This is a genomic window from Vreelandella jeotgali Hwa, from assembly GCF_000334215.1.
GTDB classification, from domain to species: Bacteria; Pseudomonadota; Gammaproteobacteria; order Pseudomonadales; family Halomonadaceae; genus Vreelandella; species Vreelandella jeotgali.
The window spans coordinates 342,095-363,687 of sequence record NZ_AMQY01000023.1; the positions used below are offsets into that span (position 1 = coordinate 342,095).

At 62.4% G+C, this 21,593-nt stretch carries 21 protein-coding genes; 9 read left to right on the forward strand and 12 right to left on the reverse strand.

From position 1 onward, the window contains the following. Window positions 1–29: 29 nt before the first annotated feature. The 3 genes from C793_RS0112055 to C793_RS0112065 form a co-directional block, all read right to left on the reverse strand. Window positions 30–1,301, reverse strand: a complete 1,272-nt coding sequence (locus C793_RS0112055) for a vWA domain-containing protein (RefSeq protein ID WP_017431204.1) — start codon at window positions 1,299–1,301, stop codon at window positions 30–32. Beyond that, window positions 1,294–2,472 (reverse strand): AAA family ATPase, encoded by a 1,179-nt coding sequence (locus tag C793_RS13930; RefSeq protein WP_017431205.1) that lies wholly within the window; start codon window positions 2,470–2,472, stop codon window positions 1,294–1,296. Before C793_RS13930 ends, C793_RS0112055 begins: the two co-directional genes overlap by 8 nt. Window positions 2,473–2,651: 179 nt before the next feature. After that, entirely contained in the window at window positions 2,652–4,403 is a 1,752-nt protein-coding gene (locus C793_RS0112065; protein WP_017431206.1) for a hypothetical protein, read from the reverse strand. A gap of 110 nt (window positions 4,404–4,513) precedes the next feature. On the opposite strand from C793_RS0112065, the gene C793_RS0112070 reads away from it, so the two are divergent. After that, window positions 4,514–6,640: an AAA family ATPase gene (locus C793_RS0112070; protein ID WP_017431207.1), complete on the forward strand. Its 2,127-nt coding sequence runs from the start codon at window positions 4,514–4,516 to the stop codon at window positions 6,638–6,640. A gap of 10 nt (window positions 6,641–6,650) precedes the next feature. On the opposite strand, the gene C793_RS14525 is transcribed toward C793_RS0112070, so the two are convergent. Genes C793_RS14525 through C793_RS14635 form a run of 5 tightly spaced genes read right to left on the reverse strand, consistent with a single transcriptional unit; the run spans window position 6,651 to window position 9,205 of the window. Then, on the reverse strand, window positions 6,651–6,800 hold the full coding sequence (locus tag C793_RS14525) for a hypothetical protein (protein WP_017431208.1): 150 nt from the start codon (window positions 6,798–6,800) through the stop codon (window positions 6,651–6,653). A gap of 24 nt (window positions 6,801–6,824) precedes the next feature. Further along, the gene (locus C793_RS14620) at window positions 6,825–7,592 is read right to left on the reverse strand and encodes a Fic family protein (RefSeq protein WP_217994475.1); all 768 of its coding nucleotides are present in this window, start codon (window positions 7,590–7,592) and stop codon (window positions 6,825–6,827) included. Window positions 7,593–7,623: 31 nt separating this feature from the next. Beyond that, window positions 7,624–8,394, reverse strand: coding sequence for an AlbA family DNA-binding domain-containing protein (locus C793_RS14625; protein ID WP_217994476.1), 771 nt, complete (start codon window positions 8,392–8,394; stop codon window positions 7,624–7,626). Continuing rightward, on the reverse strand, window positions 8,387–8,752 hold the full coding sequence (locus C793_RS14630; protein ID WP_026106271.1) for a DEAD/DEAH box helicase family protein: 366 nt from the start codon (window positions 8,750–8,752) through the stop codon (window positions 8,387–8,389). The genes C793_RS14625 and C793_RS14630 overlap by 8 nt, the downstream gene beginning before the upstream one ends. Before the next feature lie 39 nt (window positions 8,753–8,791). Next, window positions 8,792–9,205, reverse strand: coding sequence for a type I restriction endonuclease (locus C793_RS14635; RefSeq protein ID WP_017431210.1), 414 nt, complete (start codon window positions 9,203–9,205; stop codon window positions 8,792–8,794). Window positions 9,206–9,490: 285 nt separating this feature from the next. Between C793_RS14635 and C793_RS14125 the strand changes: the two genes are divergently transcribed. From C793_RS14125 to C793_RS0112120, 6 genes are read left to right on the forward strand one after another with little or no spacing between them, the layout of a single operon-like run. Then, window positions 9,491–9,937, forward strand: a complete 447-nt coding sequence (locus C793_RS14125; protein ID WP_017431211.1) for an OmpA family protein — start codon at window positions 9,491–9,493, stop codon at window positions 9,935–9,937. A gap of 42 nt (window positions 9,938–9,979) precedes the next feature. Next, on the forward strand, window positions 9,980–11,728 hold the full coding sequence (locus C793_RS13945) for an OmpA family protein (RefSeq protein ID WP_017431212.1): 1,749 nt from the start codon (window positions 9,980–9,982) through the stop codon (window positions 11,726–11,728). Between the two features lie 15 nt (window positions 11,729–11,743). Beyond that, window positions 11,744–12,517: a vWA domain-containing protein gene (locus C793_RS13950; RefSeq protein WP_017431213.1), complete on the forward strand. Its 774-nt coding sequence runs from the start codon at window positions 11,744–11,746 to the stop codon at window positions 12,515–12,517. Continuing rightward, entirely contained in the window at window positions 12,507–13,406 is a 900-nt protein-coding gene (locus tag C793_RS0112110) for a glycine betaine ABC transporter substrate-binding protein (protein ID WP_017431214.1), read from the forward strand. Before C793_RS13950 ends, C793_RS0112110 begins: the two co-directional genes overlap by 11 nt. Continuing rightward, window positions 13,403–14,053, forward strand: coding sequence for a 5-bromo-4-chloroindolyl phosphate hydrolysis family protein (locus C793_RS0112115; protein ID WP_017431215.1), 651 nt, complete (start codon window positions 13,403–13,405; stop codon window positions 14,051–14,053). The genes C793_RS0112110 and C793_RS0112115 overlap by 4 nt, the downstream gene beginning before the upstream one ends. Further along, window positions 14,050–15,192 (forward strand): toxic anion resistance protein, encoded by a 1,143-nt coding sequence (locus C793_RS0112120; RefSeq protein ID WP_017431216.1) that lies wholly within the window; start codon window positions 14,050–14,052, stop codon window positions 15,190–15,192. Before C793_RS0112115 ends, C793_RS0112120 begins: the two co-directional genes overlap by 4 nt. 95 nt (window positions 15,193–15,287) lie before the next feature. Here C793_RS0112120 and C793_RS0112125 read toward each other — a convergent pair whose 3' ends face one another. Continuing rightward, complete coding sequence (locus tag C793_RS0112125) at window positions 15,288–15,524, reverse strand: hypothetical protein (protein ID WP_017431217.1); 237 nt, start codon at window positions 15,522–15,524, stop codon at window positions 15,288–15,290. A gap of 98 nt (window positions 15,525–15,622) precedes the next feature. Next, on the reverse strand, window positions 15,623–16,501 hold the full coding sequence (locus C793_RS0112130) for a hypothetical protein (protein ID WP_017431218.1): 879 nt from the start codon (window positions 16,499–16,501) through the stop codon (window positions 15,623–15,625). Window positions 16,502–16,829: 328 nt separating this feature from the next. Between C793_RS0112130 and C793_RS0112135 the strand changes: the two genes are divergently transcribed. Beyond that, window positions 16,830–17,849: a helix-turn-helix transcriptional regulator gene (locus C793_RS0112135; protein ID WP_017431219.1), complete on the forward strand. Its 1,020-nt coding sequence runs from the start codon at window positions 16,830–16,832 to the stop codon at window positions 17,847–17,849. Here the strand turns inward: C793_RS0112135 and C793_RS13955 are convergent. Continuing rightward, window positions 17,846–19,186, reverse strand: a complete 1,341-nt coding sequence (locus tag C793_RS13955; RefSeq protein ID WP_156805060.1) for an AMP-binding enzyme — start codon at window positions 19,184–19,186, stop codon at window positions 17,846–17,848. The two genes, C793_RS0112135 and C793_RS13955, sit on opposite strands and share 4 nt — an antisense overlap. Continuing rightward, window positions 19,186–19,563, reverse strand: coding sequence for a photoactive yellow protein (gene pyp, locus C793_RS0112145; RefSeq protein WP_017431221.1), 378 nt, complete (start codon window positions 19,561–19,563; stop codon window positions 19,186–19,188). The genes C793_RS13955 and pyp overlap by 1 nt, the downstream gene beginning before the upstream one ends. 543 nt (window positions 19,564–20,106) lie before the next feature. Between pyp and C793_RS14530 the strand changes: the two genes are divergently transcribed. Beyond that, window positions 20,107–21,585, forward strand: coding sequence for an SrfA family protein (locus tag C793_RS14530; RefSeq protein ID WP_156805061.1), 1,479 nt, complete (start codon window positions 20,107–20,109; stop codon window positions 21,583–21,585). The last annotated feature ends 8 nt before the right edge of the window (window positions 21,586–21,593 follow it).

Below are 21,593 nucleotides of genomic sequence, written 5' to 3' on the forward strand. Positions count from 1 at the left end.
TTTATGGTCCCCAGCGCCGTTTTCATCGCCTATAAAACGGCTATCTCGGTGCCCCAGTCCACCGGCCGGCGGCCGCGCTCGGTCAAACACCAGAGCACCGGGTAGCCGGGCACGTTTTCCGGGGCGGCGATGTGGCCGTCGGTGAAAGCCACCAGCACGTCGGGCGGGGTGGTTTTCAGCGCGGTAAACACCGGGCGGATGTCACTGCCGCCGCCCCCGTGGCATTCCCACTGGCTCAGCCGATAAAGTTCGCTTTCATCCAGCGTTGTGCGCCGAGCCACCTCGGCATCAAACTCCAGCACATCGAGGCTGACCCGGTCGCAGGCGCCGAGAATCCCCGCCAGCTCGCTTAAAAAGTGCGGCAACGCCTGCTGGCAGCTGCCGCTGGTATCCACCGCTACCGCCAGCGACAGCGTTTGGCTGCGCTGGCTGGGCAGGTAGAGGCCGGCATGCACATGGCGGCGAGACGGCGGTAGCCACTGGCGGCTGCCGCTCAGCGTGGTTTGTATGAAAGTGGCCAGCACCTGCTGCCAGGCGACGACCGGCCGGCGCAGGCGTTCGATCAGGGTGCGAAGTTGTGCCGGCAGGCTGCCCTGCCCGTGCTGACGCTCGACCTGCTGGGCGGTGGCCACCAATCGCTGCTGCCAGCGCCGGGCGTTATCCGCCGTCACCGGGCGCGGACTGAAAACCGGATCGTTGACGCTGCCGCCGTCGCCCAGCACGCCGGTCAGGTCGTGCACGTCCAGCTGTCGGCGGCGTGACCCCGAGCGGGTGCGCCGTCGGGGCGGCGTGCGAGCCGCCAGCCGAGGATAAATCTGCTCGGCGGATTGCCCCACAAAGCCGGCTTTATACAGCGCCTCCGCGGGGCAGTGGCCCAGCATGCCTTTCAGCAGCGCGTTGACCTCGTAGTCGCAGGCGTGGTTCCAGCGCTCCGGCTCTCGGCTCAACTGGCGGCGATGGTGGCCCAATGCGCAGTGCCAGACCTCGTGGGCGAGGATAAAGCGCCGATCGGCGTCGCTGCGCAAGGCCATGAAGTCCGCGTTGAGAAAGACGGCATCGCCGTCGGTGCCCGCCGTGGGCAGGCGGTCGTCGACTACCGCCACCAGGTTGAGCTGCATCATCAGCCGGGCGGTAAACGGCTGGCGGGTCATCAGCCAGGCGCGGTCATCTTCGCAAAGCTGCTGCACGCGGCGCTTGCGCTGCTGTTCGTCGGCGTTGGGTGCTCGCGGTGATAACGCACCGCGAGACGCATCAGAGTCGGAAACGGAGCCGGAAGCGGAAAGCGGGGTCGGGTTAGCCATTCAACAAGCCCTCCTGGCGGCTAGCGGCGGGCACGGCATCGCCGGCCGCGCCCATCCGGGCGCTCAGGTGCTGGTAGAACACCTCGCCGTGCTGCTGACTCCAGGCGGTGAAGTCGGCATGCCCCAGCAACGCCAGGGTGCGCCGCTGGGTGGCGGCCTCGTCCGGGCCCTGCAACGCGTCCAGCAGGCAGAGAGTGGCGAAGTCGGCGGTCAGCTCGCGGCTGATGGCAAAAAAGCGTCCCAGCCGCTTTTGCGTCATGGCGTCTTCGGTCCGGGCATCGTCCAGGCCTTTCCACAGCGCATGGGCCAACCCGGCGCAGAAAGCGTAGCGCTGGTCGGCGCGCTCGGGGATGTCGACAGGCGCCTGACCGGCGAGCATGGCGGGAATATCCGGCAGCTGGCGCGCCCATTCACGAAACGCCAGAAACTCGGTGCCCGCACCCTCGCCCACCAGGCCGTGAACGATCAGCGCCTGCACCTCGGCGGGCAGCGCGGCGCCGTGCGCCAGCGATTGCGCCACCCGGGTCCAGCTGCGGGGGCTGGGCCAGCCCTGCTCGACCGTGCCTTCCATGTCGAAAAAGCACTCCGGGCGAAAACGCAAAAAGGCGATGACATCCGGATGCAGCCCTTGAGCGCTGGCCCAGCGCGTCCAGGCGTCCGCATCCGGAGCCAAATCGAGGTGGCAAAAACGGTTGGCGAGCGCGCTGGAAAACGTCTGAGCCACGGCGCGATCCGCCTGACGGTTGCCCGCGGCGACCACCAGCCAGCCCGGCGGCAGGCAGTACAGATCGCCCAGGCGGCGATCGAGAATCAGCTCGTAGGCGGCAACCTGAAGGCTGCGGTCGGCGGCAGTCAACTCGTCAAAGAGGATAATGCCGCGGCTGTCGGGGTCCCGGGGCCACTCGCCGGCAAGCAGCCAGTCGACGACGCCGCGTTCACGGTCCGGTACCGGCAGGCCGCGCAGGTCCACCGGCTCGCGCTGGGCCAGGCGAATGTCGATAAAGCCGATACCTTCCTGCTCGGCCACCTGGCGCACTATCGAGCTTTTACCCACCCCGGGCGCGCCCCAGAGCATCACCGGCGGCAGTTCGGCGGCGAGCTCGGGGTGGTCGTGAAGCTGGCGCAGCTGGTGGGTCAGCAGGGTGTTGACGTTATCCGGCGTGGCGTACATGGGCGGGCCTCCTGGCACAGGATTCGAGAAGCGAGCAGTTCAATGAACGCTCGAACAGCATGGGAGCAGGTTACGCGGCTACTGCGACATTTCGTGTCGCCAAGCGCCTGGTTGCCAAGTGTCTGGTTACAAAGTCCTAGTCACAAAGCTCCCGGTCGCACAGCAACGGGCAAACGGGTTCACGAAACGGGCATCAGCGCCATCTGCACCCATTGCTGCCGAGCGGCCTGGCGCTGCTCATCGGTGGGATATGTTTCCGGCAGGCGCCAGCTCAGCCAGTCATCCGGCTGGCGGGAAAGGCTCATCAGCAGCGCCCGGGTTTGGCCCGGTGCCAGCCGCAGCAGGGTCGTCAACTGGCGCTGCCACTGCGCCCAGGGGGTCAGCTCCGCAATGGCGCACAGCACCGCCTGATACTCCGCCACGGTGATGGGTGCAGCGGAAAGCAGGCGCGGCAGATACCCGGTCAGCCCCTGGTGGGCGCGGTCGAACGATGCCCGGGGCCAGGCATCGCTGCCGTAGAGCGAGCTCAACACCTCAAGTGTCAGGCGGATCAACACCGGCTGCGCCGCGTCGGCCGTGGCGGCACGCAGCACATACGCCAGGCGATCGTTCCGGCCACGCTGGCAGGTCGCGTCGCGCAGCGTGGCCGTGTAAGACTTGGCGGCGGCGCTGGACTCAACGCACAGCGCCCACAGCCGCAAATCAGCCAGCATGCCTTCGTCCTGGCGGTCAGCGGGCAGCTCCCACTGCCACCGGGTATCGGCGCGGTGGTAGTGGACATCCTGCAGTTCGGCCGGCTGGCGCTTGCGGCGGCTGCGGCAGTGCCAGGCGCTCAGCGTGCGGCGGCACTCCCAGAGATCCGCCGGTGCGATGCCGCTTTCGGCCAGGCGCACCAGCGCGGTCAGGCCATGAAACGCGGCCTGGGCGGTGTAGCGACGGGACAGCACCTTGAGCACGCCGCCCAGCAGATCGGTTTCGCCGGCCTCGATGCGGCTCAGGGTTTCGCTGAGGGTGGCTTCATCCATGAAAAAGCGCGCCTGATGCAATAGCGGCGCGGGCACGCTGCCGTAGCAGTCCACGGCCTGGCCATTGGGCAAGGCTACTTCGTCCAGATAGCGGCAGTGGTGCAGCACCAGCTGGCGCGCCCGGTCCAGTGCCAGGCGTCGTAGCTGCGGCGTATGCAGCTGAACGTCATCCCAGCCGCCGGTCAGCGTCAGCGAAGCCGTGTTGCCGCGCAGCGTCACCTGGTAGCCGGCCTCTTCATCCTCGGCGGCCGATGAGCCAACGCTGAACAGTGCGCCGGCTCCCTGGACGTCGACCGCGCTCGGCGCCTTCAGTGCCAGCGATGCCAGCGCGCCGGTGTTATCCAGCCGGACTCGTGGCGGGCCATGAACCACGCAGCGCTCAAGTGGGCCGGCATCGGCCAGCAGCCACTCTTCCGTCCCTGTCAGTTCCAGAGCGACGGGCAAAACGGTCGGATTCATCACCACCGCCAGGGAGCATTCGGCCTCTTGCCGCGACGCCAGGTCCGCCGTGTTGGCGTTCCGGCCCAGCAGTCGCGCACCGTGCCACGCTCGGTGGCGCGCCGCCAGGCGCAGCGTGCCCGCCTGCCAGTCGGCGTCCAGCTCGGCGATGGCGCCGTGAATCTTTAGCGTCGGCGGCAGCTCAAGGTGAAACAGATGAATCACGGCGCCCTCCGCCAGCTCGGGCAGATAAATCTCACGCAGGGCCGGCAGCTGGCTGAGCTGTAAATGCAGAGCGTCCTGCGGGCCGCAGTCGCGCAGGTCGAGCACTTCCAGCCGTGAGTCTTCGTGAACATCCAGCGCGTGCAGTCCGGGCTCGGCAAGCGTTAGCCGACGGCCCGCATCGGCATGGCCGCAGGGGCCAAAAAGTGCCGTGCCGCCGTTGCTGTCCAGGTTCAGTGTGCCCATATAGCCTCCCGTTGCTGATATCCTCGGCGTCCAGTCTGGGGCCGCTATGCGACACATTGCGTCGCACGATGGCGATATCATGGGCTTATACCGCAATACAGGAGACGGCCATGCAGTGGGGACAGATCATCGATATCAACACGGCGCCTGACAGCGAAGAGCCGCATAGTGCCGAGGAGCGCCTGTTTGCCCAGCTGACCTGTGTGCGCCTGGTGATATTTCTGGGCAGGAACAGCACGCTCGACGATGACGACTGGCACAACCTCCTGGCCTGGCTGGACATGCCCGTGCCCGAGGAAATCGCCGGCAGCCGCCGCCACGAGGACTACGCACCGCTGCTGAAACGCTGGTGGCGCGAGACGACCGCCGAGCTGTCGCCCGCCGAACCGATACGCTGCACCCTGGTCACTTTCTGCGAGCATCTGTCTGACCTGCTGCGGCTCGGCCCGCTGGAGCAATACCTGCTGACGCTGGCCTGGCTATGGCTGCGCCACCCGCAGATGAACCCGATTCTGGCCTGCGTGGAAGAAACCCGCGCCAAAAAACTCCTGGCGCAGATGACCGGCTACGGCAACGACGAGCTCGAACACTGCCTGCACGAACGCAGCCGCCTGAAGCTGCTCGGCCTGCTGCGTGGCCAGCGCAGCAACAACACCTTCACGCTGCTGGACATGGACGACGTGCTCTCCGCCGGCCCGCTGCTGCGCGGCCTGGCGCCGCTGATCAATCACGATGCCGCGACGCTGTCTTCCCGGGGGCTGCGCGAACACCTGGCCCGGCACCTGATGAGCCTCTGCCCCCGGGAGCCTGTTGCCCACTTTGGCCTGGCCGATTTTGATGCGGTCCCCCTGCGTCAGCTGGCGGTGGATTACCTGCAAAAGGCGCTGAACCACCGCCAGCAAGGCGCCAATGTGCTGATTCACGGCGCGCCCGGTGTGGGCAAGACCGAGCTGGTCAAGGCGCTGGCCGCCCAGCTGAACGTCCCGCTTTACGGCGTGCCGGTGGTGGACAAGGACAACGAGGTGCTGACCCCGAGCAAACGCCTGAGCCGCTTTCAGGTCGTCCAGCAACTCATCGACCACCAGGCCGCGCTGGTGCTGTTTGACGAGATCGAAGACGTCATGCACGACGAAGACGCCCTGCCCAAGGGCTGGATGAACCAGCTGCTGGAACAGAACACGGCGCCGGGCATCTGGGTCAGCAATAGCGTGGACTGGCTCGACCCGGCCTATCTGCGCCGCTTTGACCTGATTATTGAAGTGCAGGCCCAGACCGGCCAGCAGGCCCGGGCGCACTATCGCCACCTGCTGCAAACGCTGCCGGTGACGCCCGACGGACGCCGCCAGCTGGCCGCCCAGCCGTGGATGACCCCGGCGACGGCTCAGCAGCTGTGCCGCCTGGGCACGCTGTTCAATCCGCGCACGCCCCAGCGCAACGAACAGCACATCGATACCTTGATGAGCCACCGCCTGAATGCCCTGGGCGAAACCCACAGCGACGCCATCGCCGCGCCTTCCGCGCCCGGCGGGCCCGCCATGCCCGACTATCGGCTTGAATGGCTGCATACCCGCCCGGGGCTGGAGAGCATTGTCGCGCGGCTTACCCGCCGCCAGCGCGGGCGCCTCTGCCTACACGGTCTGCCCGGCAGCGGCAAGACGGCGCTGGCCCAACACCTGGCCGAACGCCTCGACCGCGAGCTGGTCACCGCCCACGCCAGCAGCCTGATGGATAAATACGTCGGCGGCACCGAGGAAAAACTGGCGGCGCTGTTCCAGCAGGCCCGCCAACAAAACGCCGTGCTTCTGCTCGACGAGGTGGATACGCTACTGATGCAGCGCGACAACGGCATGCAAAGCTGGGAAATTTCCCACACCAACGAGCTGCTAGTGCAGATCGAAAACTTCGACGGCATTCTGCTGGCCACCACCAACCGCGTGGATAGCCTCGACCGCGCGGTGATGCGCCGCTTTGACCTCAAGGTCGAGTTCCTGCCGCTGCCCCCGGCGCCGCTGCGCGACCTACTCAAGGCCGTGCTGCCCGAACGCGATCACTCTCGCCTGGCGGCCCTGCCGGATGCCCAACTGGACCGCCGCCGCGTCACCCCGGGCAACGTCCGCACCGCGCTGGACCAGCTCGACCTGCGCGGCCTGCCCGTGCGCCTGAGTTCCCTGCTCGACGCGCTCATCCACGAAGAACGCGAACAGCACGGCAACCAGCGGCCCATAGGGTTTGTTTAACCCTCATAACTCAAGCTTTTAACTGCTCGACCACCTGGCGGAAGCTGTTGAGCCCGGCCTCCAGGTTTTCGACGATATCGCTGGCCAGCTCATCCGGCTCCGGCAAATTGTCCAGATCGGTCAGGCTTTTGTCTTTCAGCCAAAAAATAGCTCCAGACACGGGAGATAATCGCGGAAGTGCTCATTAATCGGTTTCCTTGAGGGCAAGCAGCTGCCTGCCCAGCGGGGTTAAGCGGTATTTTTGCGTAGGGCTGCGGGGAGAGTCCGGCTGGGTCATGGCGACCAGCTCGAGCGCCTGCGCAGGCAAGAGATAATTGCGGGTAAACGTCGGCCGGTGGCTTAACCGCAGCGCGTTCATCAGCGCTTTAGCCCCGAGTTCTTCCGTCTGCAAGACACGCAACAGCCGCATTACTTGATCGGTTACTTGGTCGGTTACTTGATCGGTTACTGGATCGCCGGATTGTGGAACCGCAGCGGCAGCGCTTGATGGCTTCTCCATGAACCCCGCATGCAGCGGCAGCCGTACCAGCATATAGCTGTGCTCGTCGTCCGCCTCAAATACCGGTGCGGGCGAGCCGTTGGCGCGCATGGCCCTCAGTATTTTGGGAATGCCGGTGGAGCGGCCTTCGGTCAGCTCCAGCTCCTTGAGAAACTCGCCGATACGGCGGTTGCGATAGCGGCGGCTGACCGCCCGGCCCGCCTGCAAGTCCTGCAGCCGAATGGAGCGATCCGGCCCGGGGAAGCTCAGCACCACCAGCTCTTCCGGCGTAATGCGTACCTCAATGGGTTCGCGGATCTCGTAGGAACGGTGATACACCGCATTCACCACGGCCTCTTCAATCGCCGCCAGCGGATAATTCCAGAAGCGCTCGGCCTCCGGCCGGTCAGGATGTTTTACCACCGCTTCCTGCACATGATGGGCGGCAATGTAGCTGAGCGATTCCCGGGTCATCCGGCCCAGCGGGCCGCGAAAAATCTTCTCTTCAAAGCGGTCGCCGCCGGCCCCGTCGGGGAAATAGACTACGTCGATTTGGGTTACCGGAAAAAAACCGCTCGGGGTGTTCGTTGAAAAACAGCAGCCCGACGTTTTTGGGCAACGCCATCTCGGCGGGGCCGCCCACCACGTTCATGCGCCGCCCAAGGGCTTCTCTGTCCAGCTCCCGCGATTCGCTCGCCAGGCCGCTTTTGACCTGCTCGAGAAACTCACGCATCAGGTACGGCGAAAGATCCTCCAGGGTTGCCGTCTGCCGGTAGCGGTCGTCAAAGGGCACGGTGGCGGCCAGGCTCATCAGCTCGCGTTCGTTATCGCCTGCGGCCTTCACCGTGCTGGTGTGTTTGCGCAGGTAATAGGCCCATTCGGCCTTTTTATCGCTGAGGCTGGTTTTGGCCTTGTAGGGCCGGGTTTCACCGCCGGGGGCCCAAAGCACCAGAATCGTTTTGCCCTGAATATCGTAGGTGGCCGTCAAGGGGTGGAACGGCGGCGCAATGGCCGAGTGCCCCAGGTTCATCAGCTCTTTTTGTATGGCGTCGATCTGCTCGGGGGCAAGCCCTGCCGGCGGTAGCCGGGGCTGGCCATTTTGTTCCGCGACACCGATCACCACATAGCCGCCGCCAAGGTTATGAAAGTCGTTGGCGAAGGCGCAGAGCGTGCGCAAAATAGTCTCGGGGTTCCACCCGGCCTTGTACTCGATGCGCTCGTCTTCCACCGTGCGGCGGTGCAGCAGGTCATCAATGTTGATGGGCAGCTTAGGCATGGCGGGCGACACTCGTGCGCGACGCCTTGGCGCTGCATGTGGCGGCGGGCTTTTTATTCGCTGCTTTTTTGGCGGCTTGCTCTGCGGCCTGGCGTTCGGCCTTTTCCTGCTTGATGCGGGCCAGCAGCTCGCTAGCGGGCTTGTCGTTGGCATTTTTTGCCACAAGAAACAGGATATGCCGGGCACTTACCGGCTCCTTGAGCAGTCGATAGCTGGCGGTAATGGCGGTAAAAGTCTTGCCGGCGCCGGTGGCCATTTGCACCAAGGCACGGGGCCTGTCCTGCTTTAGCGATTCATCCAGGTGGGTAATGGCGTCGATCTGGCACTGGCGCAGGCCGTCGGTATTCAGCGGCGGCATGGCCTGCAAACGGCCGCGCAGGCTTTGCCTTTGCGCTCTTCATTTGGCAAGCGTTGCGGGCTGATGGAAATTGAACGCTTCGCGCGAGCGCGGGAAAGGGTCAAGCCCGTCGGTAAAGCGTGTGATTACCCCCGTGCTTTCATACACAAAGCGCAGTGGCTGACGGTTTGTTATCCACTTGAGAGCGGCATTGGCGTAACCCGACGATTGATCTTCCACGGTGGTGATTTTTTCACCCCAGGTGTCGGGCTTGGCCTCAATCACGCCAACGGGCTGCTTGTTAACAAAGAGAACGTAATCGGCCGGGCCAACTTCCGTCTGGTATTCGCGCACCGCCACGCCCAGACCGGCAGAAAAATCGATGCGTTTCTTGTCCTGCACCACCCAGCCTGCTTTTTCCAGCTGGGCATCGATGGCATCGCGGGATGTCTGCTCCGGCGTCTGGTTGGCCATGGTCATTCTTCCCTGAAGCAAAACGTGTACACGGTGCGACTATCGCGCAGGTTATCTTCCCCGCTTTATATACCAAAATAAAGCCACGGGCGGGATAAAAGCCGCTCCCACTTGCATACAGCCGTTTCGGTGCAGAATCAGGGTTGTGCCAGGCAGTTCTCCACCGGGTTGAACCCCTCTGGCGGATACGTCACCCTTTCTGCATCATGTCGGCGTTTTGTGTATGAATCGGCTGAATGGCCATCGCCGAGAAAACGCCATCCTTCATTCGACAAGAGCAGCGTAATGCAAAAACCGATGCGTGGCTGGGGCAAACGCCTGTCAGGGCTATTGATTCTGGCAGTGACCGCGGGCGCCTCACTGCTGTTCAACAGCATGGGGCAGGCGGAGCAACCAGCGGTTTATCACCTGGATTTTCGCCGTGGCGTCCAGCCGGGTGAGGGTGCCGACACCGAGCTGGCCCGGATCGTGCGCGACGCGGTAGCGCGTGACCAGGCGGCGATTATTGTCACCGGCCATACCGGCACTCTGGGCGATACCCAGGCCAACCAGGCGCTGTCGGCGCGGCGTGCCCAGGTGATCGAGCAGCGCCTGACCGACGAAGGCGTGGACGCCGACCGCATTACCACCGGGGGTGTGGCCGGCGCCGAGCCGCTGGAGCGCCGCGATGACGAGAGCGACCGGGCCTATCAGCGCCGGCTTGCGCGGGTAGACGTGACGGTTCGCCCCTGACCGATGCCCTTCCCCCAACGACCAACGACGAGGATGCGAGCCATGTTCGCCACACGACCCCTGACGGTGCTGGTCAACCTGCTGGTGGCAGGCACCGCCCTGGTTGCCGGCCCGGCGGCGGCAGCCGATGATGCCAAAGCCAACAACAAGCCTCTGGCGGACAGCCTGTCGCCGCGGGTGGAAGCCTGCCGCAGTGAAGACTCGCTTACCGTGCCGCTGCGGACATCGGGCGTTGATGTCGTGCCGCTGGCGGCAAACGGCTATGCCCTTGAGACTCAGGACGACAGTCCCTTTGCCGACGCGGGGCTGGACGTCACCCTGGTGCCGGAAAACGACATCGCCCGCCAGGTGCAGGATTACCTCTCATGCGACATGCCGATCATGCGCGGCACCCAGGGCATGATCAACGCCGTGGCCGATCTCACCGAGAACGACGAACGCACCCGGGTGGTGGGGCTTTACCAGCACGGCTTTTCCAACGGCGGCGATGCCCTGGTCGTGCGCCCCGGGATTGATAACCCGGCAGATCTGTCCGGCGCCACCCTCGTCACCCAGGCGCAGGGGCCGCATCTGTCGTACATGAACCGTATTCTGGCCGATGCCCGCAAAACGCTTGAAGACGACGGCGGCACCTGGCAGGCACCGGATATCCGCTACACCGAGGACCTTCGCGGGCTGGGCGGCGATACCCCGGCCAGCGCCTTTCTCGACGATGCCGATATCGACGCGGCCTTCGTCATCGCGCCCGATGCCCGGGTGCTGACCAGCGACGGCACCACCGGCACCGGCGCAGAGGGCTCGGTCAAGGGGGCGCAAACCCTGCTCTCCACCCGGTCAGCCAACCGCGTGATCTCCGAGGTCTACGTGGTGCGCGCGGACTACCTTGAAGCCAATCCCGACCAGGTGCGGCGTTTCGTCGATACTCTGTTCAGCACCGAGGAAAGCGTACGCGAGGACGTGGTCAAGCAAATCATCGACTGGGGCGCCGTGGGTCAATATCTGCTCGACGACGCCGGCGCGACCCAGGCCGCCGAGCAGATGTGGGGCGACGTGGAAACCGCCGGCCTCCAGGGCAACATCGACTGGGCCAACCCTGACAAGCCGCGTTCGTGGAAGTCGATCAACGACGAGATTCAGAGCGGTCTGGTACGCCGCAACCTGATGCAAAGCGCCTACTCGCTCAAGCTGGCCGACCTGGACTACGCCAGCCTCGGCGATGACCTTTTCGACCAGCGCCGTGCCAGCCTGCCCGGCTTTGACAGCGACAAGACCACCCAGGTGGTCGAGGATCTGAACGAGTCCGGCGATCTGGATCAAAAAGCATTGATCGACTTCGACATCCACTTCAAGCCCAACCAGACCGCCTTCCCGCCGGCTGAATACCGCCAGCAGTTCGAGCGCGTGGCCGAGCTGGCCTCAACCTACGGCGGCGCGGTAATCAGCGTGGAGGGGCACTCCGACCCGCTCAACTACCTGCGGCAAAAGCACGACGGCGCCAGCCAGAGCAAACTGCGCTCGATCCGCCAGGCCACGCGCAACCTGTCGATGAACCGCGCGATTGCCGTGCGCGATGCGGTCATGGCGTTTGCCGACGACCAGGGCGAGGCGATGGATGAAAGCCAGTTCGTGACCCTGGGGCACGGCATCTCCGAACCCAAAACCGGCATGTGCGGCGGCGATCCCTGCCCGCCGGACACCGAGGCGGAATGGCTGTCCAACATGCGCGTCACCTTCCGCATGGTGAACGTCGAAGCCGAGGCCTCGTCGTTCACGCCGGCCAATTCCTGGTAAGCGGGAGAGTCTGCAATGTATTACCTGATTGCCAGTGCGCTGATCGCGCTCCCGCTGGCGCTGGCCGGCTGTAGCGACAGCGACGACACCAACAATCCGACAACCGCCGAGCCGGCGACCGTGAGCGAGGCCGGCCAGGCCGTCTGGCCGCCCGACAACGGCGACGCGCCGGAAACGCTCGACACTCATCTCACCCGCACCAACTACATGGTGGTGCTGGACATGAGCGGCTCGATGTCCCGGGATAACTGCTCCGGGAGCTACCCCAACAAGGCCGTGGCCGCGCGTACCGCGCTGGGTGCCTGGCTCGACGGCGTTGGCCGGGAAGACAACCTGGGGCTGGTGGTGTTCGATAATCGCGGCGTCAACGTCACCGTGCCGCTGGGCCGCCACAACCGCGACCACTTCCGCCAGGCCGTTGACGAGGCCTACCCCAACGGCGGCACGCCGCTTTACGATGCCGTGGAGATGGCGCGCGGGCAGCTGGCCACCCAGGCCGAAGCCCAGCAGGGCTACGGCACCTACCGCCTGGTGGTGATTACCGACGGTCAGCACAGCGAAGGCCAGAACCCGACGCCACAGATCAACGCGATTCTGGAAAACCCGGCCAACCCGGTGGAGATCCACACCATCGGCTTCTGCATCGAACGCTCGGCGCTCAACCAGCCCGGCCGTACGGCGTATCAGAGCGCCAAAAACCCTGAAGAGCTGGCCGACGGGCTGAACAGTGTGCTGGCCGAATCACAAAGCTTTGACCCGATCAAGGAGTTCCAGGCCGATGACGACTGATACCCATCGCCGCCTCAACGGCGGCTGTAAAACGGCGCTGGGCACCGGCCTGCTGGCGCTGGCGCTGACTGCCCCCACCGCCGGTGCCCGTTCGGCCGATCCTGACCTGACCATCGGCTGGACCGCCTGGGACGATGCCGAAGTGGTGTCCAAACTTGCCACCCTCATCCTCGGCCAGGGCATGGGCTACGATGTCGAGCTCACCCTGGCGGATATCTCCGTGCAGTATCGCGGCGTCGCCGACGGCGATCTCGACGCCATGCTGATGTCCTGGCAGCCACTCACCCATGAATCGTATCTGGAGCGCTACGGCGACCGCACGGTGGATCTGGGGCCGATTTACGAAGGCGCCAACCTAGGGCTGGTGGTGCCGGATTACATTCCCGAGTCCGAGGTTTCCGAGATTGGCGACCTGGCCAACCCCGACGTGCGCGACAAACTGGACGGCAGGATTCAGGGCATCGAGCCCAACGCCGGCATCATGTCGCTTACCAACAAGGCCATGACGGCGTATGACCTGGACTACGAACTGCTGACCGGCACCGGGCCGAAAATGACGCAGCAGATCGGCCAGGCCACCGAGGACGACAGCTGGTTTGTGGCCACGGGCTGGCGCCCGCACTGGATGTTTGCCACCTATGGCCTGCGCTACCTGGATGATCCCGATAACGTCTACGGCGACGCCGAATCCGTGCACGCCGTGGTACGCCAGGGGCTGGAAGACGACTACCCCGATGCCGTGGCATTCCTGCGCCGCATGCAGTTTTCCATCGACGAGCTGGAGTCGCTGATGGCCCGGGCGCGCGAAACCTCCAACCGCCAGGCCGCCTATGAGTGGATCGAAGCTCACCACGACACCATTGCCCGGTGGATGGGGCAGGCGCAATGAGCCAGGCACGCTCGGCTTTGGGTATCAGCGAGACCGCACGCTCGCTGCTGGCCGGCGCCGTGGCGTCGGCCACCTACCTGGCGGCGCTCCATGGGCTGACCATGCCCGCCTGGCAGCCGGCGTACGCGCTGACGCTGGCGCTGGGCAGCTTTGTTGGCGTCAGCCTGCTGCTGCCGCGACGGGCATCGCTGACCGAACAGCTGTCGACCCTGAACGACGACTGGGATGGCGATGCCTCCGGCGCGGCCGACGTGATCGCTACCTGCCGGGCGCGTATCGAGCGCCTCAGAGCCGCCGGCGAGTCCCTCGATGGCACGCTGCGCGAACGCACCGACGGCGTGATCAGCGGGGCGGAGCGTATCGTTGATGGCTTTGTCGAGGACCCGCGCGACATCCGCCACTCCGCCACCTTCGAGCGCTACCTGGGCGCTGCCGCCGATATCGCCGAAAAATGCGCCGGTCTCGACGACAAGACCGACAGCGACGCCGTCCAGGCGGTGCTGACCCGCAGCGACAACGCCCTGAGCGATATCGAAACGGCCTTCGGGCGCCAGTACGAGCGCAACCTGAGCAACGACATTCTGGACCTGGACGTCGACCTGGACGTCCTGACCCAAACCATCAAAAGCGAGGAACCACGCCCATGAACGCAACAACACAGAACGTGGAAGATCCCGCCGGCACCGTGCTCAAGGACGTCAGCGAAGCGGGCGCCGGGGTGCTGGCCGAATCCGGTGACGGCAAGCAGCTGGCCGACCTCCCCGACGCCGAGCGCCAGCAGGTAGAAACGCTGATGGCCGAGATCGAAGTGGGCAACAGCCAGTCGATCATCGGCTTTGGTGCCGCCGCCCAGCGCGAGGTGACTCAGGTATCGGAAAACATGCTCGAAGGCGTGCGCAACAAGGACACCGGCAAGGCCGGCGAAGCACTCAACGACATGACCGCCGGACTCCGCGGGCTGGATACCCAGGAGCTCAAGGACGGCAAATCACCGGGCTGGTTCAAGCGACTGTTCGGCGCCGTGGCGCCCATCACCAAATTCATCCAGCAGTATGAAAGCGTCAAATCGCAGATCGAGTCCATCGTCCGCCAGCTGGAAGAGCACAAGCACGCGCTGCTCAAGGACGTCACCATGCTCGACCGGCTGTACAACACCACCCTGGACTACTTCCGCGATCTGGAGTTTTACATCGAGGCCGGCGAGCTGAAAATCGCTGATATCGACGCCCACGCGATTCCCGACGCCAGGGCTGAAGCCGAGCAAAGCGACGATGCCATCAAGGCCCAGCAGCTACGCGACATGCAGACCACGCGCGAAGACCTGGAGCGCCGGGTACACGACCTCAAGCTCACGCGGCAGGTCGTCATGCAGTCGCTGCCCTCCATCCGCATGACCCAGGAGCTGGACAAGAGCCTGGTCAACAAGATCCAGAGCGCCGTGATCAACACCGTGCCGCTGTGGAAAAACCAGCTCGCCCAGGCCATCACCGTCTACCGCACCCGGGAAGCCGCCTCGACGCTTAAAGACGTCTCCGACCTCAACAACGAGATGCTCGAAGCCAACGCCGAAAACCTCCAGAACGCCAACGCCGAAGTCCGCCAGGAAGTCGAACGCGGCGTCTTTGCCATTGAATCCATCGAAAAGGCCAACCAGAGCCTGATCGACACCATCAACGAATCCATCGACATCGCCGAACAGGGCCGCAGCAAACGCAGCGAAGCCGAAGGCCGCCTGACCGAATGCGAAAACCAGCTCAAGCAAACCCTCCGGCAGGCAGCGGAGTAAGACCCGGTTGCCGGCGGCGGGCACCAGGCCATGCCGGTACAGCACCTGTAACGCTCAAAAAAGGCCGGGGCAACTTACGTTACCTCGGCCTTTTTTTATTCTTCTATTTTTCGCAGACTGGCATATTCATCCTTCACCCATTTTCTGGGATCAACACCCCATATATATTTAAACCCCTTCAGGAACAGCATCAGGAAAACCAACGGCATAATCAGCGTCTTGAACATAAAGGCTGCCATCAGCCTCAAGAGCGATGGAATAATATCATCCAGGGTGCTGGTAACACGCTCCCATTTTGCCATATCCCGAAATTCGGATATCTTATTCTTCATCCCTGTTATCCACCCCTCATCTACATTCTTGCCTGCCAAAACATCATTGGTGTTCTCAATATCATTTTTTATTTCCTGACTCCTTTCTTCCAGATCGCCTATTTTTCTTTAAAACCATCAATTTTCGCCTGTGCCAGGTCCAGGTTTTCTTTTGCTTCATTATATTCATCCTTGCGCGAAAAAACGTTGAGCTTTTGTATCGTACCCATTTCGTCTTTCATGCTATCCACCCGGCTTCGGATCGGCTGAATCGCTTCTTTTGATGCCTCCAGCGATTGCTGGTTGTCTACTATATCCTCTTTTACCTGCATACGCTTTTCGGTGAGGTCATCGCGCATCTCGATCAACCCCTGCCTTTTATCCTCGCTCAGCTCATTATCTGACGCTGTTTCCTCGGATAATTCATCAGAAGCTGCCTTAACCTCTTCCATATGAGGTGTGATGGCCTTGTCCACAAAAGCCTGATCCACTACCCCATTCATCATTATGACCATGATCAGCAAAAAACGAATCAAGGCAAAAAAAGCAAAAAGGCGGAAAACAAAAAATGAATATGCGCCATCCTTGAAATAAATAGAGGCGACAAAAACAGCGCCCAAAACAGTCAGAATAACCTTGAAGAAAATAGTAGAAACCGCTTCCACTATTATTTTCTGGATTACCAGGGATGAGATAGCAACTTTCATTGCTGAGCTATAATCTTCCACCAGATCACTGATGGGCTCCAGGATCTTAAAGGGATGAACATCAAACCCAATGCCCAAGGATGCACTTATGTTAACGGATGATGCCAGTGAAACCGCTGCATTAAAAACTCGCGCGGTTCCATAAGCCGCAAATGCTTGCAGCGTTGAAGCGTCAACATACTCCCTGGAGAGTAAATCTATGATACCTGTCCACGACAAAAGTACAACAAAAGCTGCAGCAACGGAAATCGCCAGCCTTCTTTTGTGGCTCATCTCCTTGAGGTCCATCATACCCTTTTCTCCATTGATACATTGCCATCATTTTTTTCTCTTTCGAAATGCTTGAAGCATCTCTTTGTCAGCTTGAAAAAATATGAGTAAAGAAGCAAGTGATATCATACCAATAAAATGCGACAATTAGTGTCGCATTATGCTGTCAGATATTGAGTCTCATTCGATTGCCCAGCTTATCAATCCGCGGTTTTATAAGGGGTAGCATGGGTATCCGTTGCAGCGGAGACACTTCACGTTACAGCCCATGCCAAGCCAGGGTCGTCGTCTTTTACGCTTCGCGCTAGAGTGAGCACACGTCTACCTACCGGCCCAACAAGGTGCTTGCATGTCTGAACTGCGCGACACGCTTTTTCGCTATTTGACCCTGCTGCAGCTGATTCCACGCTATCCCGGGCGTATTGCCACGCCAGTATTAAAGGAGAAGCTTGCCGAGCGTGGTTTTCGGATTGACACCCGCTCGCTGCAGCGCGACCTGCGCGATCGCCTTTCGGTGCATTTTCCGCTGATCTGCGATGATAGCAGCCGGCCTTATCGCTGGTATTTTGACCGCGATTTTCACTGCAATCTGCCGGCGCTTGACGTACCCAGCGCGCTGACGCTGGTGTTGGCGGAAGAGTATCTGAAGGGGTTGCTGCCGCCGGTGGTGATCGACCAGCTGGCACCGCAATTCCGCGATGCCCGGGGGCTACTGGATGATCTCGCGCAGAACGGGCTGAGCCGCTGGGCGCGCAAAGTCCGCGCGATCCCCAACGGCAAGGCACTGCTGCCGGCACCGCTGAGCGAGGCGACCTGGCAGACGGTGTCCGAGGCGCTGCTGGCGCAAGAGGCTATCCGTGTAACGTACCTGTCGCGCAGTGCGGAGAAGCACAGACGTTATACGCTGCATCCGCAGGGGCTGGTCAGTCGCCATAGCGTGACCTACCTACTGGCAACGGTGAACGATTACAACGACATTCGTCAGTTTGCCATGCACCGCATTGTGGACGTTGAGGGCAGCGATGCCCCTTGGCGGGAGACCGTCGGATTTGACCTGGATGATTATATTGCTCGGGGTGCCTTTGGCTATCTGCAAAGCCGCGAGCCGGTTCATCTGGTGGCCAACATCTCGCCACAGACCGCCTGGCTGCTCAGCGAGACGCCGCTTTCCCGGCGGCAAACGCTGACGGCGCTCCCTGACAGCGACTGGCAGAGGCTGGAAGCCGACATCCCCGACGACCAGCAAACGCTGTGGTGGTTGATGGGCATGGGCGCCAACGTCGACGTACAGGCGCCGGCAAGCTGGCGCCGCGAAATTTACGCCGCTGCCAGCACTATTGTGGCGCGCGGGCAAGCACCGGACGGTTAGCTTGGGTCGTCCGGCGAGGCGGGCGCGAACGCTGGCCAGTCGGTATCCTTGCCCATGGCATTGACGGGTAACGCCGTGCCGAACGTCAATGCCGCCGGGGTTTGTGCCGCGCTGAGATGCTGGCGGCACCACTGCCAAAGCGACGCTTCCAGTGCCGAGCGATCGTTTTGCGCGTCGGACGCCGGCACGATAAATGCCTTGAGCCTGTCACCTTCGCGCGGGTGCATCAGCCGCACTTTGGCCTGAGCGACTTCCGCCAGGGCTTCCAGCTGCTCGGCAATGGCGGCGGGATAGACGTTGGTCCCGGCAACCGAGACGGCCTTGTCGTGACGACCGCCCGGATAAAACGTCCGCTCACTGACCCAGTCAAGACTGTCGGGCGCTTCCACGGTGTCGGTCGAATCGTCGGCTGGCCTCAGCGCCTCGGGGTGCTGACCGCGCTGCCAGCGAGGAAACAGGGTAAAAGGCGCGTCGTGATGATCGCGCCAGCCGATACCCGAGGTATCGCTTGACCCGTAAATCTCGATCAACCCCGCTATACCGCTCTGCTCGATGCGCCGAGCCGTTGCCGACGGCAGCGGCCCCGTGGAGGACAGCGCCACGCAGCCATCAGGCAAATTGACGCCGGCCTCGACCCAACGCTGCCAGAACCACGGGAATCCCACTACCACGTCACCGTGCTGAAGGCGGCCACTCTGGGCTCTCATCATCGCAGCGCTGCCGGACAGCGTTGGCACCTGGCAGAGCTGCGGCAACAGCACGCCGAACAAAAAGCCGTAAATATGATGCGAAGGCACGCAGGTGACCACACGCTGCACCGCTCCGCCCGTGCGCGTCTGACCCAGCCTGGCCTGACACAGATCGGCCACAAACCGGACTTCCTCGTATAGCGCTGACCATTCATGCCGGTGGATGACCGGCTGCCCGGTGCTTCCCGAGCTGGCAAAGGCCAGGGCCCGCGCGCCTTCCTGCCGCGACCCGGCAATCACCTCAACCCAGTCACCCAGCGTCCGCGCGCGCAGCAGGTAATCTTCCAGACCGCTATCGGGCACCTGGAAAAACCGGCTAATCGTCATGGATAGCTGCAGCGTTTCCAGCGAGTCAATATCCAGGCACACCCCGTCCATCGATGGACGGACAGCGGCAGCTGCATTGTCGGATACATTGTGGCCGCCCGACCGTAAGCGCGTATCAGGCCGCCAGGAGTCGGACGCCAGATCCTGCGGGTCGCAACCGCGCATCTGCGCCAGCTCGGCGCTTACCAGCGAGACCATGCAACGGAAAAGCGCTCCATGATCCAGCGGATCATGGAGCGTGCAGGAGTGGAAGTGAGTCATTACAAACGCTTGACGAAGATCCAGTAGGTATCGCCGGAGATGGCTTTCTTCATGTGGACGCGCACTTTGGTAGGGGTCATGCGGTAATCGAAGACGTATTCAAACATCGTGCTCAGGTTGTCCTGACGCACCCCTTCCTCGAAGCGACCCCGGAACTCCGGGCGATCCGTACAGGGAGCCACTTCGCGGAAGAAGTTTTTGCCGATCACGTCGCTGGAAGCGCGGCCGGTGATATCACTTTCGGCAGCGTTATAACGCAGGATCTTGCCCTGGGCATCCACCTCGATGGCACCGAAGGCCAAATCATCGAGCTGGTTTTCCGACATGCTGGACAGCGTGTTTTCAACGTCGTCCGAACCGAATTTTACCATTTCCATATCTTGTACCTTTTATTGGACATGCGTTGTACAAAATGACGGATCAATGCGCGCGATGCAACCCCCGCCAACGTTTGGTGGCTATCCGGCACAACGCCCGGCCTTCTACGCACGCATGCAGCAGATTCAGACCTGGCGAGAAACCGGTAGTTGTCAAGAAACCACGCCTTGCATGAATAGGTGCTAAATCGTGGATTGGAAAAATACCGGGTTGCAGGTTATAACTTTTACGTACTCCGGTATCGACACCGGGAGATACGCCAGTAACGACAGAATACAAAATCTCACTTCCGGATACTCGAATAGCAAATTGTTGTTGTTTATCGCCATGATTGATAAAATCAACTGCTAATATTTTCATAATTCCAAACAGTTTTGTAACGCCGCCTCCATTGGCTTTTTCCGGTTTGCCGATTCAGGGAAGATCGTTTTGCAAGGACACCCCAATACTTCGCCGGGGCAATCATTACCCGTGCTTCAGGCTCTGCATGCCCAAATGCCGACTCCCCTCTGCCGCACCTCCGGTATGTGCGGGGAGCTTTCATGAGCACACCATTACTTCGCAGTGGCAGAATCGAGGATTTTCGTGCCCTGGGTGATACCGGGCAGCCTGCCTATCAGTCGGCCGATCAGCTACGCATGGTTATTGCCCGCCGGCTGCGCGGAAAAGAGCGGCATCTGGCACGCCCCCAGCGTGACCAGCAAGGCACCCATATTGACTGGTACAGCCCGGTGGATGGCGATATTACGCCCTGGGAAGAAGCCACCGAGGAACAGCGTGACGCCGGCCGTTCTCAGCTAGCGGCGTTTCAGCAGGAACTGGCAACACTGGCGCCAGGCGATAACACGGCGTCCGGAGACCATGAAGTGTTTTCGCGTCTGGCCCAATGGGTCTGCCATTTTCCCGATGAAAACCACGTTTATCTGGTAGGCGATACGCCGGTACTGACGTTCTGGAGCTTTATTCATGCGGGAGCGAGCCGCCGGACCGACCCGCTTCGCTGCCTGTACCCCGCTGAAACACCCCGGCCCGAGCCGGTTTCGCCGCCGCCCACGCCTCCGTCGGCAGCCGCCAGCCCCGTTGCACAACAAACCTCATGGTGGCGACGCTGGTGGTGGCTTCCGCTACTTCTGCTGCTGGCTCTGCTTGCTCTGCTGTTCGGTCTACGCTCGTGCACGGGGCCCGGCGTGCCGTTGCCCGGCACAGATACTTCCAATACCGGCACCCCCGAGCATGATGCCGGTAGCAAGGACACATCCAACAACACTTCACCCGACACCGCTGGTTCGGGCGGGGGGCTGGACATACCCTCAACGGGCCAATGGGCGCTGCTTTCCGGTAGTGGGACTATCGGAGGGCTGGCCTGGCCGGCTATTGGCGGTTTGCCCGATATGGCGGGGATGGGCAAGGCGCCCTCATTGCCTGATATGCCCGGTGCGCCCGACATGAGTGGCGCAGGCGTTGGCATGGCCGATAGCGGAATGGATAGTGGCGGTGGAGGCGCCGGTGGCGGGGATGGTCCTGGTAGTGAAGCTAGTGGTGGTGGCGATGGCGGCGCCGGCAAGGGCGCGGCCCCTGCCGATAGTAACGCTACGGCTGCTCCCCCGGCGCCACCTGAAGGCCCGGCATTGCCTGAAATGGAGCCACTCACCATTCCGGAAGACGCCGAAGAAGGCAAGGCGACCTTTCTGAACGGTGACTGGGCTGCCGCCGGCATCATGGATACACGAGACAGCCGGCCGCTGAAAGTTTCCTATACCTTTGAAAAGGGCGATGGCGACATGCATATCCGGCGTGGCGGGAAGGACGGGGTTACTTGCAGTGGCCCGGTCCAGGCTGTCTTCGAGCAGGAGTCGCTGAACATTGATGCGCATCAACAGGCCAACTGCAGCGACGATAGCCACTATGAAATGCCCAGCGTGACGTGCCAACGCCAACAAGCCGACGAGGAAAAAATGGCCAACTGTACGGCACGCTACGACGATGCGCCCTTCCCCATGGAATTATGGCAGGTCAAATAAACAGGACG